This is a genomic window from Pseudomonas sp. Hz4 (genome assembly GCF_054898165.1).
This window is the reverse complement of the sequence record NZ_CM142719.1, coordinates 3,030,260-3,049,743: the sequence shown is the minus strand read 5'-3', so window position 1 is coordinate 3,049,743 and position 19,484 is coordinate 3,030,260. Positions and strand designations below refer to the sequence as shown.

The following is a 19,484-nucleotide window of genomic DNA, read 5'->3' as shown; positions in this document are numbered from 1 at the left end:
TGTTCGGTTAACCCGGACGCCGCCCTTGCAGGGACAGGCGCACAGGCAAAGTCAGGGAGGCCGGTGGCCGCTCGCTCAGGTGCTGGGCATTGCGCAACGCGGTGAGCACCTGGGTGTCTACATCAGGGTTACCGCTGGATTTGACCAGTTCCACCCGAGTGATCTCGCCCACACTGCTCAGCCAGACATCGGCCTGCAGCGAAAACGCCAGGTTGCGCAAGTCCGGGTTCTCCCGTAGCAAGCGCTGGAAGGTGAACGCCAGGAACTGGCTGTAGGTGCCATTGCCCACACGCCCGCCTCCGGCACCGGCCATGCCGCCACCCTTGCCCGCGCCTATGTTGAAGGCGTCGTTGCCGGACTGCGCGTCGCCGTCCATCTGCATCGGGTTAGCCAGATCTTCCGCCGGACTCGGCGGCGCCTCTTCTTCGGGCTTGACCTCCTCCGGCTCCGGCGTCGGTTCGGGCTCGACCATCTTTTCTTCCACGGGCGTTTCCGGCTCCGGTGGTTTTTCCGGTGGCGGAGGTGGCGGTGGCGGCAACGGAATGATCGTCGGCACCTTCGGTGCTTCCCGACGCACGCCGCTCATGTCGTTGGCCCACTGCCAGAGAAACCACGCGGCCACGCCGGCGATCAGCAAACCGGCGCCCCACTTCACAAAGCGCAGGGGCGACGGCTTCACCGGCAACGGCTTGAAGGGTTGTTGTGCGGTCATGGTCAGCCCTGGCTCGGTTTGCCGGTGACGAGACCGACCTGGGACAGTTCAAGCCGACGCAACAGGTCCAGCACCTCGATGACTTTCTGGTACTGCACCGTGGCATCACCGCGCACGATCACCGGAAAGTCAGGGTTTTGCGCCTTCTCGATGCGCAAGCGATCTTCAAGCTCTGCCAGCGTCACCGGATACGCATCAAGGAACACTTGACCGCCGTCGTTGACCGAAATCGCCTTGGTTTTGGCTTCGGACAGCGACACCGAGGCACTCGCCTTGGGCAGGTTGATCTGGATACCCGAGACCTGAGCGGTGGCGGTGAGGATGAACATCACCAGCACTACCATCAGCACGTCCACCAGGGGCGTGATGTTGATGCTGTCCACCGCGGCATCATCGTCATCGTCGTGGGAGGCATTTACGGAAGCCATGTCGGTGTTCCTCAGGCCGGTACGGACGGATGGGTGTGATTGCCACGGCGATGGGCCGCTTCACTGAACTGGCTTTCGCCGTGCATCTCCGCCAGACGGGTGATGAACTCATCGACGAACACCCGCATGTCGGCGCTGACTTCCTTGTTGCGCGTGATCAGGCGGTTGTAGCCAAACAGCGCCGGGATCGCGACGAACAGCCCCATGGCCGTGGCCAGCAAGGCAGCGGCCATACCCGGGGCGATGGCGTTGATGTTGACGTCACCGGCCATGGCCGTGCCGAGGAACACCACCATGATCCCCAGCACCGTCCCGAGCAGGCCGATGTACGGGCCGCCGGCGATGGCATTGGAGAGGGTCGAGAGTTTTGAACTGAGCGCCTGATTTTCGCGGGTGCGCACGCCATCCATGGAGCAACGAATGGCTTCGATGGTGGCGGCCGAGACCGACGAGGTGTCGGCGCCTTGCTCGCGGCGGGTGCGAATTTCCTTCACCGCCACCTGATACAGGCGCCACAGTGACGAGTACTGCAAACGCTGGGCGAGTTCCTGGTCGTCGGCGAACATTTCCAGACGCGTACCGACTTTGGCGAACTGCTCGCGGAAAGCTTCGTTGGCAGCGCTGACGCGGCTGACCATGCGGTTCTTGCGGATCATGATGACCCACGACTGGAACATCATCAGCACCAGCACCACGATGATCACCCAGGCGTCCAGTGGCACCGCATTGAGCAGGAAACCGAGACTGCCGAAACCGTAGCCCGACTGCTCTTCGTCGACACCGTAGGCCACCAGTTTCGACTCGGCGCCCTGGGCGTTCGCATCGGCCAGCAGTTGGGCGACAGGTCTCGCGACTTTGGACAGGCGCAGTTCATCCATCGCGCCGCTGAATGGCTGATACACACCCGCGGTTTCGCTCGGCAGATCGGCGCCGATGGCCATGATCGAGTTGAAGACCGGCATGGCGACCGCGAGGCTCGCGGTTTCACGGCCGTTGACGTACAGCGAGACCTTGCTGCCTTCGGCGGTCAGGGCCAGGTGTTGCCATTGGCCGGGGTTCAGCGGCTGAGTCGACACTGCGCGCTGACCGTCGATCTCGACAAACGGCATGCCCTGGTTCAAGCCCAGCAGCAGGCTGCTTGTACCTTCGCGGCGGGTCAGCACCAACTGCTCGCCACTGGCCTGATCCAGACGCAACCAGGTACTGAAGGTGAACGCACTGCCCACGTTGTGTTGCAGCGAAGGGCTGGCCGGCAACAGCAACGGTTGACCGTTCCACTGCAGCGACCGACCGATCACACCGTCGATGCTGGCACCGGTAGCGTTCTGCGCGGTATTGCCATAGGCCGTGGTGTCCTTGGCGGGTGTCCCGTTGGCACCGTCGAAATGGTAAAGCGCGGTGTAGTTCGGGTCGAAGGTCAGCTGACCGTTACCGGTGGCCGGGGCTTTCTGGTTGCCGTAATACATCCAGATGTCCTGACGCTGACCGCCCTCGACTTTCGGTACATCGACCCAGATCAGCGCCATGCCCATCAGCGGGTCGAAGCTTTCGATCTGGTGGTTGAGCACGGTCTTGTCATCGGCGGCTACAAAACGCAGGTCCGAACCGTCTTCCTTGACGCCGTCGAAGGTGAAGTTGCCGGTGTGCAGACGCACCAGCAACGCCGTGCGGCCCAATGTTTCGTTGATCGCCGCGCCCTGGGGCGTGGTGTCGACCGAAATCTGTTTACGGTAATGCCAGTCATCCTGCCACCAGGCCTGGGCGGTGGCCGGGAGCACAAAGCCCAGGCAGATCAGGAAAGCGATGAATAAGCGCTGCATGAAAAATTACTCCGTAGGTTCAGAATGTCGCTTGCAGGTTGAAATGCAGGCGCGACTCCTGTTTCGAGGTGTTCGGCCCTTCTAGCAACGGGTAGCCCCAATCCAGGCTGCCGGAAAGCCATTTGCTCAAGCTCGCGCGGGTGCCCAGGCCAACACTGGCCAGGGCGTAATCCGCGTCCTGATCGGGAAGCTCGTCACGCAGGTACAACTGGGCGCCTTCGGCGAAGGCATAGAAGCGCCATTCCTGGACGTAACTGTCCAGGTACTTGGCCAGGGACGGCGTGCGCAGTTCCTGACTCAGCAGGTAACCGTCATCGCCGGTACGCTCGGCGGCCAGGTAGCCGCGCACCGAGGTTGCACCGCCGGCCGAGAATTGCTCGTTGGAAACCAGCGGCCCGGACGCCAGCTGGAACGCGGCTTTGGACGCGGTCTGCCAGTCGTTGCCGAAGGTGAAGGTGTAATTGGTATCGCCCTTGAGCACGGCGAAGCTCGGGCTGGCGCGGTAGCGCTTGTAGTCGAAGTCTTCGTCGGAGCTGCCATAGCCCAGGAAGCTGCGCGTCCCCGCCACCAGGCTCAGACCGAGACCCAACTGGGCGCTTTCGGTGTAGCGAAAGCCGTTGTAGGCGAAGGTGAATGGCGCGTACTTGAGCGGGACTTTGTCGCTCTCGCCGTCCAGGTCCAGTTGCTCGTCGAAGTCCTTGAAGTCGATGCCGGCCGACAGCGAGTTGGACCAGTTGCCGCTGGACGGCAGCGTGTAGATCGCCGATACGCCATACGAGTGTCCCTTGCCCAGCACGTTGCTGCCGCCGAGAGTGGCGACGTTGCTGTCGGATTGGTAACCGGAGAACTGCACACTCCAGCGCTCACTCAAAGGCGCGGTGTAAGAGCCCGACCAAACCTTGGCGTTGGACGTATCCTCGGGCGCGGTAAAGAACGTCAGCGAGACGCTGTGTCCCAACTGCCAAAGGTTGTCGTAGCCGAGGCTGGCCACGCTGCGCAGTTTTTCGGTGTCGGCGCTGTAGTCGTTGTTCAGGCCCAGGCTGGCTTGCCATGGTTTCTGGTCTTCGACCTGCAAGTCCACGTCCATGGTGCCCGGCCGCTGCCCTTCGCGCACCAGTGGCATGACCTGCCGGCCCGGTGTCTTGTTGAGTTGCGCCAGCTCGGTCTGGACCCTGGCGAAGTCCGGCACTTCGCCTTCTTTCAACGCCGGCACGTCCTCACGGATTTCCACCGGTGAATAATGCTTGGCCCCCACCACGCGCACGCGGCCGACCTTGGTTTCACTGACTTGCAGATAGACGATGCCTTCGTCGACTTTCTGCTCCGGCAACTCGACGAATACCGACTGGTAACCGCGAGCCTGATAGACCTTTTGCAAGGCATCGCGGGCGCCTTCGATATCGCTCAGGGCCTTTTGCGGACCGAGAAACGGGTACACCGCTTCTTCGATTGCGCGGGCATCGAGCACGGTGTTGCCGCGTACAAAATACTCGTTCACATCGACCAATTTTGTCGGTGCCGCCGCTTCCTCGGCGAACGCCGGCTGCGCGCCCGCAGCCACCAGCAGCCAGCTCCACAGCGCTAGCCGTGACTTGAAAAAATGCTCCACACCACCCCCTGAATTCAAAATGCCGGTCACCGTCTGCGCTACGGCAGGCTGGCTCAATTGCTTTTGGTCGACGTCGCGACGTGCTTGCCCAGCCAGGTGTGCAGCAGCGCGAAGTTCAAGGAGAACTCCGGCATTTGCAGCAACGCACCGCAGAACACTTCGCCAATGATTTTCTGGATCAACTGCACCGCCCGCGGGTTGTTCAGCAACGTGGCTATGTCGCGGCTTAATACGTTGAAGCTCCAGACTTTCTGGTTGAGGTCCAGGCCGACGAACCAGCGGAACAGCAGGTTGTAATTGAGTTGTTCGTAGAGTTGCTGCTCGCTGGGGACCGAATAAAGCAATTGCAGGAGCAGGATGTGCATGACGGTTTGCGGGGCGATGATCATGCCGGCCTCGGCATTGAGGCCGTGCAGCACGTCGCGATGGTCGTCGAGCAGGTCGTCGATTTGCGGGCGCAGCAGCACCAGCGAATGGCCCGCAGGGATGTAGCTCGACACTTCTTTCAAAGCGCCCTGCCAGTCATCCTGGGACACGATCCAGACCCATGGCGCGCCGTAGCGATAGACCGAAACCGGTTTTTTACGCGCGGCCTCGACGATCTTCGACAGGCGTTGATCGAGTTCCTGCATGCCCACTTTCGAGTAGCGTTCCATAGTCCCCATTGCCTCACTCCCGGCTTCCCGCCTCGGCTGGAAAAGCGACCTTGCGGCCCCTCAAGCGCGTTACATAGGCATGACCGGAATGGCGATGTGCTACCGAACTTTTGTCATAAAAGCTTCATTTTCGGGGTGGGTTGCGAAGGTCGTTAGCGATGATGCGGGGTGTCTGAATGAACCGTTTGCAACGGCTAAGTACGCCAAAAAAAAATGGGCGACCAAAAGGCCGCCCGAAAATTTACAACGAGAGTCTTACAACGAGAGTCTTACAACGTCAGATTTCCCCGTTCCTCCTCGGTCAAGCGCTGCCGAGCCGACTCATCCAGCGTCCCCGCGCCCAACACCTGCACCGGGCTGTCGGCGTTGTACGCTGGCGAGGGCACACGACTCGCGCCATCCCGCGTCGGTGCCAGTTGCTCGGAGCCAAAACTCAACACCTGCACGGTAAACACCGAGGCCTGGTTCTTGCGTGATGCCGCCTGCTGCTGGCGTGCCACGTCCTCCGCCGCTTGCGTGGCTGACGACGCTGCCGAACTGGCCGAGGTGATCGCCCCGGTGTTGACCGATGCCGTGACCGGCACCCCGGACGATTTGCCCTGGGTCTGGATGTTCGCCGCGTTCACCACCGTCAACGCCGCAATGTTGACGTTGCCCGACACCCGAATCCCCGCCTCGCCGGCATCGATCGTGCCCAGTGGCGCGATCAGGTCGATGTCCCCCGGTGCCACCTCCGGGATCGGGTTGAGCGTTGCAATCCCCGCGCCGGTACTTGGCACTGACGGTGACAAGGTGACGTTACCCCAAGGGTCATAAACCCGCTTCGGTGGCGTGTACACCACGGTGGTTTTCGAACCACGACCGGCGTTGATATCACCCTGCGCAGACCAACCCAGGATCGAGCCGCCAAAGGTGGTCATGATCCGGCTCTGGCCCAGCAGGATGTTATCCCTGGCGTACAGTTGAATGTCCCCGGAACCTTGGGTGATGACCCCCGCCGTCGACGGTGGAGCGGCCCCTTCGATGCCGTAGATTTGCTGTCCGCCCGGCGTCAGCACCTGGATGTCGCCGCCGAAATCGGTGTGAATCCCCGCGCCACCGTAGAGGGTGACATCACCGTCGTAGTTGATCGTGTTACCCGCCACATCCTTGGCCGGGAACAGCGCCGCGATCGCCTCGCGTCCTCGCACGTAGCTGCCACTGCGCGGGGCGTTGACGGCGTTGTATTCACGGCCACCGGCCTTCAATTCGGCGAAGTAGATCTTGCGCGCAAACACCCGTTGCTGTTCGGCCGGCAGCGCCGCGAAATAGTCCGCTGCCTGACGCTCATCACCGCTGAAACCGAACCGCTCGCGCAGCCATTGAGTCAGGTCGGCGCTGTAGTTTTTGATCGCGCCTTGCCCCAGATAACGGGTCAGCAAACCTTGGTAGTTCGGGCCTTCAGCCCCGGCACCGACGACCAGCGCAATCGATGCACCGCCCTCGTTGATCGTGGAACGGGCATCGACGTTGCCGATGCTGTTGAAGCCGCCCTCCTGATACACCTGGCCCACGCCCGAGCCGGCCCCGTAGAGGTTGCGGCCGGCGGTCACTTCCAGCAAACCCGGCCCGGCGATGTTGAACGTGCTCAGGCGAATATCGCGCCCCGCGGAAACAACGGAAATATCCTCGGCGCGGCTGTGGACGACCAGATTGCCGGTCGATACGCGCTGAAAGTCCCCCGCGACTGTTGAGGGTACGAGGGTGGTTGTGCCCAAAGGCACGCCGGAATTGACGATATCCCGGCCGGCCATTACCCGCAGCGGGCCGCTGCCCTCATAGCGCGCTCCACCCTCCCCGCCACCTGAAGACCGAAGGATCTCCCCTGTCCGCAAGCCTACGATGTCGCCGTTGATGGCGTAGAAGCGCACCGGTTGACGCTCCGGCCAGGCCATATTGGTGAAGGTGTTGGCACCAAACGTGAACAGCGGAAAGGAATTGGATTCAGTTTTGGGGATATCTGCACTGAAGTTGCTGTAACCGACTCGCCCGAACGAATCCACCCCCGCGTATACCGGGTTGAACGGCGTTGGGATCCGCGCCGGATCGGCTCCGGACTGAGTCACCCCATAACCGCCGGCATAGATCGAGTCACCAGCCATGAGCTGCAATTGGGCATTGGCCGACGGCGCCGTCATCACTGAGAAGGCCGATGACAGTATGCTGAGTGATGCCGAAGCTCCGTAGTAAAGGCTGCCATTGGCCGCCACGGCTCGCAGGATCGACGGGTAGAACAGGCGTCCGCCCGTGACGGGGGCGTTGAGACTCGGGTTGATATCCGTATTGCGGAACGGCGTCAGGTTGCCCCCCGCACTGAACAGGTCGATCGAGGTGTTGGGTGTCCACAATGAGAAACCGGCGTAACCGCCCCCATCGTGAGATATACCGGACGCATCGACGTAGCCCGTCGAGTTTTTCATCGCCAGGCGACCAGGGTCACCCACGCCGTCGAGCACCAGATCGCCGCGGCTGTTGACCTGCACTCCGGCATCCCCCGCAACCACCGTGATGCCGCCTTGTGCATTGGCGAAGGTGGAGACATAGGCGTCATACGCCCGGGATTCTTTCGGGTCTTGCATCGAGCGTGCCATGCCATATGTCAGGTCGAGCGCGCCGACGGCGCCCGCTTGCAGTTGCACCGCACCACGCAAGTTGACCAACGTCCCTCTGAGGTCGGCCGTTGCGCCATTGGCGGCGGTACGAGCCGTCGCCGACGGGTTAAGCCGGCCGCCGATGCGCACTTGCATGTCACCGCCACCGGTCATCACCAGACTGCCATCGCTGTTCACTCGACCGGTGCTGCCCACGGCCAGGGTAATGCCTTGGCTGCGCTCCACCGACACTTGCTCTGTCACGCCGCTATAGGCCAAAAGCCCTGCGTCTTCGGCGGCACTTACGTCAAGATTACCCCCGCCCAGCGTACCAATACCGGTGAAGCCAACCAGTGCCGGGTCGCCAGTGGGTTGCGCAACGAAGCTACCGAAGTTGATCCACCAGGCGGTGGGGATCTCGGAACCATTGCCCATGCCCTGCCGCCATAACCAGTTGCCCACTGCGGCAGATCCCACCTGTGGGCGGATGACGTTGAGGCTTCCATCAGTTTTGCGGCCGAGCGTATCGCCCTGCAATTGACCCCCAGCGTGCAACCGCAGATTACCCCCCTGCTCCGGGTACCAGGCTTGATAGGACGTGCCCTTCGTCAACGGTTCGTAAGCACTGGCGTCGGCACCGAGTACAGTCCCGTCAACCCCCAGACCACGGGCTTGCTGGTGCGGATCGTCGCTGCCATCCGCGAGGGACGCCGATTGAGCGCCTGCGGTGTAGACGCCAAACAATGACTGCATCGTGAAGTCGCCTGCACTGAGCAGGTCGAGATCACCGGTGCCGGTGCGCAAGACGCTGAACAGCTGGGTACTGGGCGAAACAACGGTGCGTTGAGGCTCCGCAGGCGCCGCTATCTCATCACACCACCCAGCAAGCTCACACAACCCAAGATCTTCGGGAGCGACCGGAGTTCCCGGCTCCATCCAAATGAGATTGCCCGGTGCCCATACCAAGATGGTTTTGGGCGGAGTCGGTAGACACCAGCCGGCGATCTCACACAAGCCCAAGTTTTCGGGAGCGACCGGGGTTCCCGGCTCCATCCCATAACTATTGTCCGGCGACCACACAAAGCCAGTGCCTGGGTCATCACCAATCAACTCCTGCTTGGCCATGTAGTGCCCATCCGCAAGTCGCAGATGCCCTTCACGCCCATCCGCACGCGTCAGTCGGCTATCCGCCGCCTGGGTGTCGGCCCCAGCCACCAGGCGCATCGACCACGACAAGGAACCGTTGGGCAGCAGCGTTGCCACGGCCCAGTTCTTGCCCTGCTGACCGTTTTCGCGGGGGCGCAGCTCGATCAAGTCCGTGCCTTCGGCCAGTTTGACATCGGTTTGCGCCGGGATCACACCGCCGACAGGCAACGTATTGGCGCCCGACTGCACCAGCCCGGCCTCGGGCAAAGCCACCCCTTTGGGCCAGACGCCGGCCTGCACGCCGACAGCGACATTGAAGCGGCTGCCGGCATCCAGGCGTGTGCCGGACTGCAAGGTAACCGCCTCCGGCAGCAAGGTACCCGCCGCGAACAATACGTTGCCATTGGTATCGCGCACCGCCGCCGTCAACAGGGTCCCGGCCGCCAGGTTCAGCGGGGTATCGAGCACCAGCGCATTCGGCAATAGCGTGCCAGTGACCAGGGACATGGCCTTGAACGGCACGTCATAGTTGAGCACGCTGCCCGCCGGGTACTGCGTACCGTCGGCGAGTTCGACACCGCCGCGCGGTACCACCACATCACCGCCGAACGGCTGCTTGCCAGGAATCAGCAACCAGCCGTTACCGTCAGTGCGCCCGGTGGCGTCCGATGGGTCCGGCGGGGTGAAACCATCGGACACGCTGCCATAGATGTCCAGGTTGCCACCCGCACGAATCACCAGGCTGCCCGGCTCGCCGGAACCGTAGACGCCGGTTTTCTGGCTGTGAGGGTTGAGACTGGCGTAGCGATAACCGGACAGGTCGACGTCACCGGAAATCACCATGTCGCCATCGGGCGTGGCACTGGCGATCTGCACCCCGGGACGCAAGTGAAACGCGTCGGCGTAGGTGGCGTTGTTCAGCCCGGCAAGCTTGCCATTGAGCAACGCCGGGCTGGCAAGCGCCGCGTTGATAAAGGTTGTGCTCTCGCCATGCTTTTGATCGAGGTAAGCCTTATCGATCACCTGATACGGACGACCGTCGGCGTTTTTGCCATCGCCGCCTGTGCCAGGCGGGGCATCGGTGTAACGTTGCACCGCGTTGAGCACGATCGAGCGCGCACCCTGAACCATCAACGGCCCCCGCGCGTCAATGTCGATGTCACCCGCGCTCGCGTCACCCAGGCGTCGGGCGTTGAGTTCGAGCGTGCCGCGCAGCTTGCCGTCATATTGCCCCGGCCCGTTACCGGCAACGGCATCGGTGCCATGGCGCAAATCGATGCGCGCGCCGCTGGCCAATACCAGCGCACCGTCCTGTGTGGAAAGCTCGACGATCGCGCGGTTCGGCGAATCGATGATCTTGCCGTAGCTGTCGACCCGCAGCTGCGTACCATGGGCATCCAGCACCGCGGTGTTGGCGAGGGTCAGTCCGGTTTTGCCCGCCAGGCGAATGCTCCCGACCTGACGGCCGCTGGCGTCGACGGTGCCCAGCACCGTGAGGCTGCCATTGTCGACCGAGACGTTGATTTCATTGGCCTTCAATTCATTGCCGATCACCAGATCGCCACGTTTGATCTGGAGACTGCGCGAACCGAACACCTGGTCGCGGCTCAGACGCTGGTTGAGCGCTGCGAAATCGCCGACGCTCTGCGCTCGAATATCGACCTCGCCCGCCGCGTAAGGCACCAGGGTGCCGCCAGCGTTGTAGTCACCACTGGCACTGCCGAGAATCTGCCCTTGCAAGTCCACCAGACCTGCCGCGTCATGCAAGGCGTAGGCGCTCAATGTGCCGGCATTATTGTTGCGCGCACTCAAATCAATGATCGACCCGGCCGCCTGGCGAATGCTCCCGCTGGCGCTCTTGAGGATCAGCTCGCCGCCCCAACTGTACTTCACGACATCGTTGAACGTCTGTTCGCGACCGGCCAGATCCAGCTGCGCCGCGTCGCCCAGATTCAGGTCGCCGCTACTGGCCAGGGTCAACTTGCCACTCGGCAAACGCAAGGTGCTGTCGATGGAGAGGTTCTGGCCTTCAAGCGCCAGCTCCGCCCCCAGCGCTGACGCATCGACCACCCCGGCGTTCAGGCCGGCAATGCCAGACACGGTGATGGCGCCACCGGCTTTGATGCGATTGACCGAACCGGCTTCGCCGGTCCACAACGGAGTATTGACCTGCAGGTTGCCGCCGCTGTAGGCAAAGCCGCTGCCCGGGGTGTATTCGCCCTGTGCCTCATACACGCGAAGGCCGCCGGTGTGGTTGGCGGTAATGCGGCGGCTGGCGGTGAGATTGACCTGATTGAAGCCTAATGCAAGGCGCTGACTGTCATTGTCGTTCGGCTGGCTGTTCGGTCCATAACCGAATTCCAGGGTATCGACCAGAATGTCCAATGCCCCACTGCCGGTGCCGGCACCGTTGGCGATCGGCGCCCCCGCCGGGGTGCTGGTGCCGTTCCACACCAGGGTGCCGGTGCGAATCGTCGCCCGGTCACTGGCGGCGCCGTAGCCGTAGATGGCCGGGGTACCAAGTACCAGCCGTTGCAAGCGCGACTGGCCATTCTGGTCGAGGGTGCTGAGCGCTACGCTGTCGTAGAAGTTCACCGAATCCCGGGCGTTGAGGACCAGGTTTTCCAGGGCTGGCGCACCTTTGGCGGCGTCGCCGCGTAGCAGCCGGTCGAGCACGTCCTGATTGAGTGTCAGGCCCTGAGGCAAGGCATTGCGTTGTTGCGCAGCGGCCAACGCCTGAGCCGAACCGATGTTGACCCCACCCACCGCCAGGATCAGGTTACGGGTACCGAAGCGCACCGATTCATCCAGGCTGAAGGTGTTGTCGGTGGCGACAATAATCGAACCTTCCGAGTACAACTCCGTGGTGCCGGTGCAGGCCAACGATGTGCAAAGGCCGATGCGTACCGGGCTGGGGCCATCCCATTGACTCAGGGATGCGGTTGGCGGCAGCACGTCGAGCCATCCGTTCGATACCGCCAACAGGCCATTCAGGCCCGGGTTATAAATGAAACCGCTGCGCGAATCGTAAGGGGCCATGCCCTGCCCCAACGTGTTGATGCCCGCGCCTTGCTCGATGACGATGCCGTCGCGGTTCTTTCCGTTTGCTAGCAGAAACACTTCCCCGGCCTGGAGCGTTGCACCCTGGCGCAAGTACAGACTTCCCACCGCGTTGAAAGTCACCAGATTGCCGCCCTGACCGTACATCACGCCCGGTAAGGCACCGATGGACAATCTCGGCGCCTTGAGCGCATTCAACTCGCTGGCATAGACAGACGCACCGACAAAACCTGCTGTGGCTGGCTGTCCTGTCGTCAACACTTCGAGATCAGTCGCCCCATTGCCGAGCACTCCTACGCTGCCACCCAGCCCTTCGCCTGCCGGTGTAAACGCAGCGCGACCCTTGAAGCTGAAAGCTTGCGCAGGGTTGCCGGCCCCCGTGAAGCTAAGCAACAAGGTTTTACCATCAGCCTCAATCGCTGGCCGCGGCACGCCCTTGAGCGCGGCGTCCGCCTTGGCGAACGCGGTGTAGCTGGTTTCGTTGTACTGGGCATAGCGACGCAGCACATCCCCCGAAGTGACGATCAACTGGCTGGACAATGTGTCCGCGATGCCGGTGTTGGCGATCGACAACCGGCCCGAGGTGGCCCACGACCCGTTACGCATGGCCAGACCCTTGTTCAAGGCGCCAGCACTCGCCAGGCCATTGAGCTCGACCCGGAACGCGCCCGGCAACAAGGCGTAGCTGGCCGGCATCAGGGTGTAGGTGCCCGCTGGTAAACCCGGTACCCCGGCATCGAGGGTAATACGCTGGCCGATCACTGGGTCACGCACCCCGCCTTCGCCGGCCAGCGGCGCGTAGGCTGACGGATTGCCCGGCATGATCGCGTACACCGGGTTAGTCGACAGCCCCGGCAACGTGAAGCGACCGTCCGCGCCGTTTTGCACCAACGGGTTGTAACGGGCATCCGTCGAGCCGCCACGCCCGGAGATAAATCCGGCACCGGTCAACTCGCCACCACCGGACAGGTCCAGTTCCGCGTCCGGCTGCACTTCAATACGCGGGCTTTTCAGTGAAATGCCCATCGTCAATACGTTATTGCTTGCACTCCCTCCCACGCCCGCCAACTCGACGGTCTTGCCGTTATATTGATAAGACAGGCCGTCGATGGTGCCGCCGTAGGGCATCCGCAGCCCCTCGCCGCTGACCGAGGTCAGGCTGCCGGGCAAAAATGATAGAGTCTGCAAAACGTCCAGGGTTTCACCAAATGACAGCAGGCCGTACGGCGCTCGAATGACCCCGCCCTGCTCGATGATGCCGCCATCCAGGCTCAACTGACCGAATGCCGAATAAGGTACGGCCGGCAAGGCATCGGTGGTGCGACCGATAGTCAGGGTCGATGTCGGGGTGGTCAGTATTTTCGCATTGGCCCCGGTAACCGGGTAAAGCTGTGCGGCGAGCACGTTGAGGTCTGCATTGCTTTGCAGACGCGTGACGCCCTCGCCGGCCAGGCCGGCGGCCTTGAGGAAACGCAAATCGCCTTCACTGCGCAAGGTGGTCTGCGCGAAGCCGCGCCGATCCACTATAAGGTCCGGCCCCTGGTTTTGATTGAGATTGCCGTGAGCGCCGAACGTCACGTCATCGCGCACGTCCAGCAACTCGGCGCTTAACAGCAGCTGCGCCTGACTGTCACGCGTCGACAACCCGCCCTTCACGGTCGGCCGTGATGCCGCCTCCGTGCCGATGGCGGTCGGCCCCGCCAGGCGCAAGTACGGCGCGTGCAGCGACACGCGGCTGTTATCGGCGGCGTGCTCCGCCAGGGCCAGCGAGCCGGCATACAGGCTCAGGCTTTGCTTGAGGTTCAGGCTGACATCGCCGTCAAACGACAGGATGCCGTTGCTCAGCAACGACAGGTTGTCGAAGCCGCCATCGACGATACGCTGCACGTCCAGACGCCCCTGCCCATAGGCCAACGGTGCCAATGGATCAGCCGGCGCGCCAGGCGCTTGCGACACAATCAGCTCCCGTGGCACGCGCACCGTGTTGTCGATGGAGCGATTCAGGTAGAAGCCGCTTTCCAGTGCCACCGACAGACTACCGCCCGCCGCACCCGCACCACCCGATGCCGCGCTGAGCTGGCCGTCGATGATGAGGCCATTGTTGGAGCTCAAGGCAATCTTGCCACCGGCGCCGGCGATCGACCGCGCACCCTGGTCGCGGATGTCCAGTTCAGCCTGGGCGCCATTGGCCAATAGCCGAGAACCTTGTTCCAGCACCACGAACAGATCCGGGGCCTTGGCCGTGCCCTGATCGGCGTTGATCTCGCTGCCGATAACAATGCTGCCACCCGCACCAACGCGACCATAACGACGTCCCTGGGCGTCGAGCGCCGTGACGGCTCGCGCCGACACATCGATCAACCCGCCGCTGCCGATGCGGATTGAACGCTGATGTGCCGCCTCATCCAGACCGCCATCAATGATGATCGGGTTGATCTGGCTCAGGCTCACTGAGCCGCCCCAGGCGTTGAGCTGACCATTGACGGTGAGTTGGCCAATACTGGCGAGGTTGATCGCCTGGCCCGGATCGACGCTCAACACCGCACCACGTTCAACCACCAGGCTGACGTCCGGCCGGTCGGCGAGGGCCGAGAGCAATGTACCGGCGTTCAAACTCAGGCCTGAACCACCGCGCTGGGTGAGCACGCCCTTGATCGGGTCTTGCTGATACAACTCGGGCGTCCAGACGTCCAGCCTCTGCGTGACCGTTGGGCCACTGCTCTGCTGATCGGGCCGCAAGCGGTAGACCGGGCGCGTGACATCGACCTGGGTGTCTGCCAGCATCGTCAGGCCCTGGTGGCCAGTCACCTTGTACTGACTGAAACCCTTGTTGAAGAAGTCCGCCGCCAGCACCACCGTCCCGTCCTCCAGCGCGCCGCTCGGGTTGCCGATCTGCACTTTGGCGGCCTGGATATCGAGGAGTCCGGCACCGTCGACGCCATAACCCAACAGCTCAGCACCGAGCACCAATTGACCTATGGCGTCCGTGCTGTCGGGCGCTCTGTCGGCAGTAGCGTTTGCCGCCAGGGTGATGTCGCCGCCACGCCCGCCCAGCAACGTGTTGTTACTGAGCAAGGTTGCGCCGGACGATACGTCCATCCGGCTGTCCTGCTGCAATGTCAGGTGATCGCTGCTGCGCAGTGACACCGTGCCCCCGGAGCGCCAGGCCACACCGTCACTGTCTACGCTGCTCTGCGATTGATTGCGCCACAGGCCACTGGCGTCCAGCGTGACGCCTTTGGCGATCACCACGTTCGCCTGGGTGCCGACGGGTGCGGCGATCAGCGTGTCCGCGATCTGGCTGTCGTTCAGTTGATTGAGCACGTTGCCCACACGGATGCTGCCGCTCCGAGCAGTCAGGTCGGCATTCACATCAATACGCGGGCCATACAGGGTGATCTCGCCCCCGGGCGTCACTTGCAGGGCGCCATCGACCACGATCCGGTCCTTGGCGGCGACCTTGATCGCTCCCAATTCGAAGTCATTGAGCAGACTGGCATTGAGCGACAGGTTGCCCTTACGCTCTTCGGCCACCGCATCGTTGAGGCCAATGGGCTGGCTGTCCTGACCTTGCTCATCACCGAGAGAGACCGTGTCCAGCACCGCGCCCAATTGATAGTTGAGGGTGCCGGGCGTTTTCAGGTAACGCGGTACGTAACTGCCGACGATCAATTGCGCGCCACGGGCCGCACTGTTCTGGGGTTGCTGGTAACCGTCGAGCCCGGCGACGGGCGCTTGGCTCTGCCGGTCACCCTGGAACGTCTTGCCGAGCAATTCGCCGTCGAGCGCCGCATTTTTTGTGGCCACGACCAGTTGTCCGGCATCCCGACCCACGGTGTAGCCGCTTTCAAAACGCTGCCGGGGCGCGATCAGCGGGTTGTAGAAATAATCGGTCTGGCCCCAGCGCTCGCTGTGGTCTTCATAGCCTTTGTAGACGCCGGTGTAGAGCAGATCACCGGGCGCTTTGGACACTTCATACAAACGGCCATTGGCGCCGCGCAGCCAGCTCTGCTTGACGTTACCGCTTTGCACATCGTAAGTGCCACCGGACAGGTTGATCAGCGAGTCTTTCTGTGTCACCAGATCGTTGCCGGCAAAGGTCAGCGTGCCGCCCTGAGCCATCCACTCACCAATGCTGTGGCCACGGGTGCCGAGATAGCCGCCGACTTCCAGCAAACCACCCGCGGTGTACCAGCGATCAGTGGCGTAACCGTTGACGCCCGCGGCCACGTGCACCAGGTCGCGCACATCGACCCAAACATCGGTGCTGTTGAGCACGCCGCCGTCGCGGTTCCCCGAGGCATCGCGCTGTTCGTTGCCCTGGATATTGACCTTGATGCTGTTGGATTCCATCGCCACCTTGACACCAATGGCACCGGACACGTCAATGATTGCACCGTCACGCACCAGGCTGCGCTGGCCGGCGCTGACCGCGACCTGGCCGCCATTGGCCAGCACCCGCGAGCCACCCTGGAAGTCCACGGTGCCGCCGCTGACGATCTCGACCCGAGACAGGTCGGTGCGGTCGGCGATCTTGCTCAAGTTGTCGAAACGCCCTGACGCGTTGTTGGGCAGTAAACCATTGAGGTTATCGAGCGCAGCCTGACGCTGGCTGTCCAGCGCGGTGGTGCCTTGCTCCAGCATGATCGTGCTGACGCTGCCCTGGCCAAGGGTGACGCTGCCAGTGCCGTCGCTGGCGGCGTTGAGTAAATGAATGGTGCCGCGTGTGTCCACCGACGTGCTGGCGACCAGCACGCCGATTTGCTGGACCTGATGCCCGGTCAGGGTGATGTCGCCGGTTGCTGCCTGGATGATCCCGCTGTTGACCACCGTGCCAGCCTGGCTGTCGGACTTGAGACTGGTGGCCACTTCGTTGCCGCGTGTGGTCGATTGCTGGTTGCCTTCGGTGCCGACGCCACGGCGGATGTAAAAGCTGTCGCCCGCCGCCAGGGTGGTCTGGCCCTTGGCGGTAACGATGGTCCCGTCGTTGCGCACATCGCTACCCAGCAGCAGCGCGTAGCCACCGGACTGGGTCGATGACCCGGCCGGCAGGGTTTGCAGCTGCGCGCCGCGCTGTACTTCCACCTTGCCGAACGCATCGGTGAAAGTCGGCTGAGTGCCATTGAAGTCGACGTACACACCGTTTTTGCTGAACTGGTCATCGCTGATGGTCGCGGCGGCAGCCACCAGGTTGCGCACATTGACCTGACTGCTGCCACTGAACAGGATGCCATTGCGATTGACCAGCAACACCGTGCCTGGCGCGTTGATCTGGCCGGCAATCACACTGGCGCGAGCGTTCGGGTCGTTGACCCGGTTCAACACTGCCCAGCTCGCTTGCTGACCGAACTCGACGGTGGTGTCACGCCCGACGTTGAAGGTTTCCCAATTGAGGATCGCCTTGTCGGCGGTCTGCTCGATACGCACGGTGGTTTTGCCACCAGACTGCGATTGCTGCGGTCCGTTTGCGTGAGTCCAGCCTTGGGTCAGCGGATTCTCGTCAACCTTCAGGCCACCTTCGCCGAGGCCGTTGGGCACGCTTTGTGGCTGACCGAGGGCAAACTGTCGCCCCGCCGCTTGCGCCGCCTGCTGTGCAGCAATCGCCGCCACGGTGTTGTTCAGGTTTTCGACCGAGCGCCGCAACTGTTGATTGACCCGCTGCTGCTGGGCCAGCGGTGGCGGTGCGCCGGGCACCAGGCCTGCGGGCTGAGCGGCACCACTGTTCAGCGCAGCGCCTTTGGCAGCGAACCAACTGGAACTGAAGGCCGTGGCCGCGTCGGCGCTGCCGGCGATCATCAGCAACGCGATGGCCTGGGCCAGGGGTTTCAAGCGCAACAATGGATGCTCCATCGAGCGCACAGGGGTATTCAGTTCAGGCGTGGTTTTACCGCGAGGCATCACTACTCTTCCTTTTACAATTCCAGGAACGGGGCTGCGGCAACGGCTGGCGTTGCTGATATGGGATAAGGCAGTTGTCGCGGGCCGAGACCGAACGCTTGTCACGCAAAGTTCACATAGCTGGGGTAAGGCCCGCCGTGACAAGGGGTTTCGATACCAATCGCCCAAGATGCAAAAACCTGTGGGAGCGAGCCTGCACGCGATGAAGACAGCACATCCGGCATCAATGTGGATTGGGCTGACGCTTTCACGAGCAGGCTCGCCCACAGGTTCTGTGATTTTCAAAAGTTGATGCGTGGCAAAGAAAAAATCGGCAGCGCCGTGCAGGCCGCTGCCGATTGTTTTTTACCTTCGCCAGTGAAGCGCGAAGTGACTTCAGACGCGTGGCTTACGGACGACCTACACCGTTGCAAACGCTCAGGTTGGCGATGTCCAGGCCTTCGGCATTGGTGTTGTCCAGGAAGGCTTTTTTGACTTCGGCAGCAAATGCGGTTGGCAGGCTGACGAAGGAGTGCTGGGCAATGACAGTGGCTTTGGTACCGCTGTACAGGTCATTGAGGAAGCTACGGATCGCAGTAGCGTCAGCCGCAGTGGCGTAGCACTGACCCACGAGGAAGTTGGTGTAGCCAACGATTGGATAAGCGTTGGCGGCAGTTGGGATTGGCTTGTCACCGGCAGCGACGTTGCTACCGAAGGTAGGGACCCATTTCAGCGGGTTGGCACGATCAGCACCGACGGGTGCGACAGCTGTGCCCAAGGCGGTGCGGGCGTTAGCGAGGGTTGGCAGCGGTGCGGTACCTGCGGCCATTGCGGCCTTGCTGACACGTGCAACCACAGCGTTGGTGAGGCTGACGTAGTCAGGGCTGACGTAACCGATTGCACCGTCGGTGCCGTTGACGGCAGTTACGACGTCGGCGCTGGTAGCCACGGCTTGCCAGGTGGCAGGTTCAGCACCAATGTTGGCCGTGGTGAAGGTGCCGCTGACGCCGAACTGGGCTGAGCAGGAATCGTTGAGAAAGCGGGTCAGCAGTTCAGTGGTACCGCTGCTGCCCGAACGGTAGATCACTTTGATCGGGGTAGCATCGGCAGTGCCCAGCAGGCCGCCCCAGGTAGTGGTGGCGCCGGAAAATACGTTACACAGTTGAGCACCGCTCAATTGCAGGCTGGTCACGCCTGTACGCTTGTAAGGGATGGTCACCGACGTGCCGACCGAAGGCACCTGGATCAGCTTGCCGTAGGTAGCGCTGCTGGCATTGTTGTAGTTAGTCAACTCGGTAGACGTCAACACCGAATCGCTGCCGGCGAAGTCAACAGCAGAAGGGTTGGCGAGGAAGTTAGTCTTGCCGGTACCGCTGCTGGAGCCGGTGTAGGTGAAGTCAACTGGCAGCAAACGTGGCAGGGTCGAAGTACCGTTGTAGAGGTTGGCTGGCAGAGTTGCGCCGCCACCGACAACAGCGGCCATGGATTGGGCGGAAGCCAGTGCGGCTACAGCCAACGAGGCTGCGATCATAGTGCGCTTAAACAT

Annotated in this window: 7 protein-coding genes; all 7 read right to left on the bottom strand. The window is 62.5% G+C overall.

The annotated features are described in order from the left end of the window. Positions 1-7: 7 nt before the first annotated feature. The 7 genes from ACYZTR_RS13845 to ACYZTR_RS13815 all read right to left on the bottom strand — a co-directional run bounded on the left by ACYZTR_RS13845 (position 8) and on the right by ACYZTR_RS13815 (position 19,484). On the bottom strand, positions 8-712 hold the full coding sequence (locus ACYZTR_RS13845) for an energy transducer TonB family protein (RefSeq protein WP_461971677.1): 705 nt from the start codon (positions 710-712) through the stop codon (positions 8-10). 2 nt (positions 713-714) lie between these two features. After that, on the bottom strand, positions 715-1,140 hold the full coding sequence (locus ACYZTR_RS13840; protein WP_309674130.1) for an ExbD/TolR family protein: 426 nt from the start codon (positions 1,138-1,140) through the stop codon (positions 715-717). Between the two features lie 11 nt (positions 1,141-1,151). Then, the gene (locus ACYZTR_RS13835) at positions 1,152-2,960 is read right to left on the bottom strand and encodes a DUF2341 domain-containing protein (protein WP_461971675.1); all 1,809 of its coding nucleotides are present in this window, start codon (positions 2,958-2,960) and stop codon (positions 1,152-1,154) included. 19 nt (positions 2,961-2,979) lie between these two features. Further along, entirely contained in the window at positions 2,980-4,569 is a 1,590-nt protein-coding gene (locus ACYZTR_RS13830) for a ShlB/FhaC/HecB family hemolysin secretion/activation protein (RefSeq protein ID WP_461971673.1), read from the bottom strand. A 53-nt stretch (positions 4,570-4,622) separates the two neighbouring features. Next, complete coding sequence (locus ACYZTR_RS13825) at positions 4,623-5,225, bottom strand: transposase (protein WP_461979720.1); 603 nt, start codon at positions 5,223-5,225, stop codon at positions 4,623-4,625. A gap of 269 nt (positions 5,226-5,494) precedes the next feature. Next, complete coding sequence (locus ACYZTR_RS13820; RefSeq protein WP_461971671.1) at positions 5,495-17,959, bottom strand: filamentous haemagglutinin family protein; 12,465 nt, start codon at positions 17,957-17,959, stop codon at positions 5,495-5,497. A gap of 388 nt (positions 17,960-18,347) precedes the next feature. Beyond that, a complete protein-coding gene (locus ACYZTR_RS13815; RefSeq protein ID WP_461971669.1) occupies positions 18,348-19,484 on the bottom strand; it encodes a substrate-binding domain-containing protein in 1,137 nt (378 codons plus the stop codon).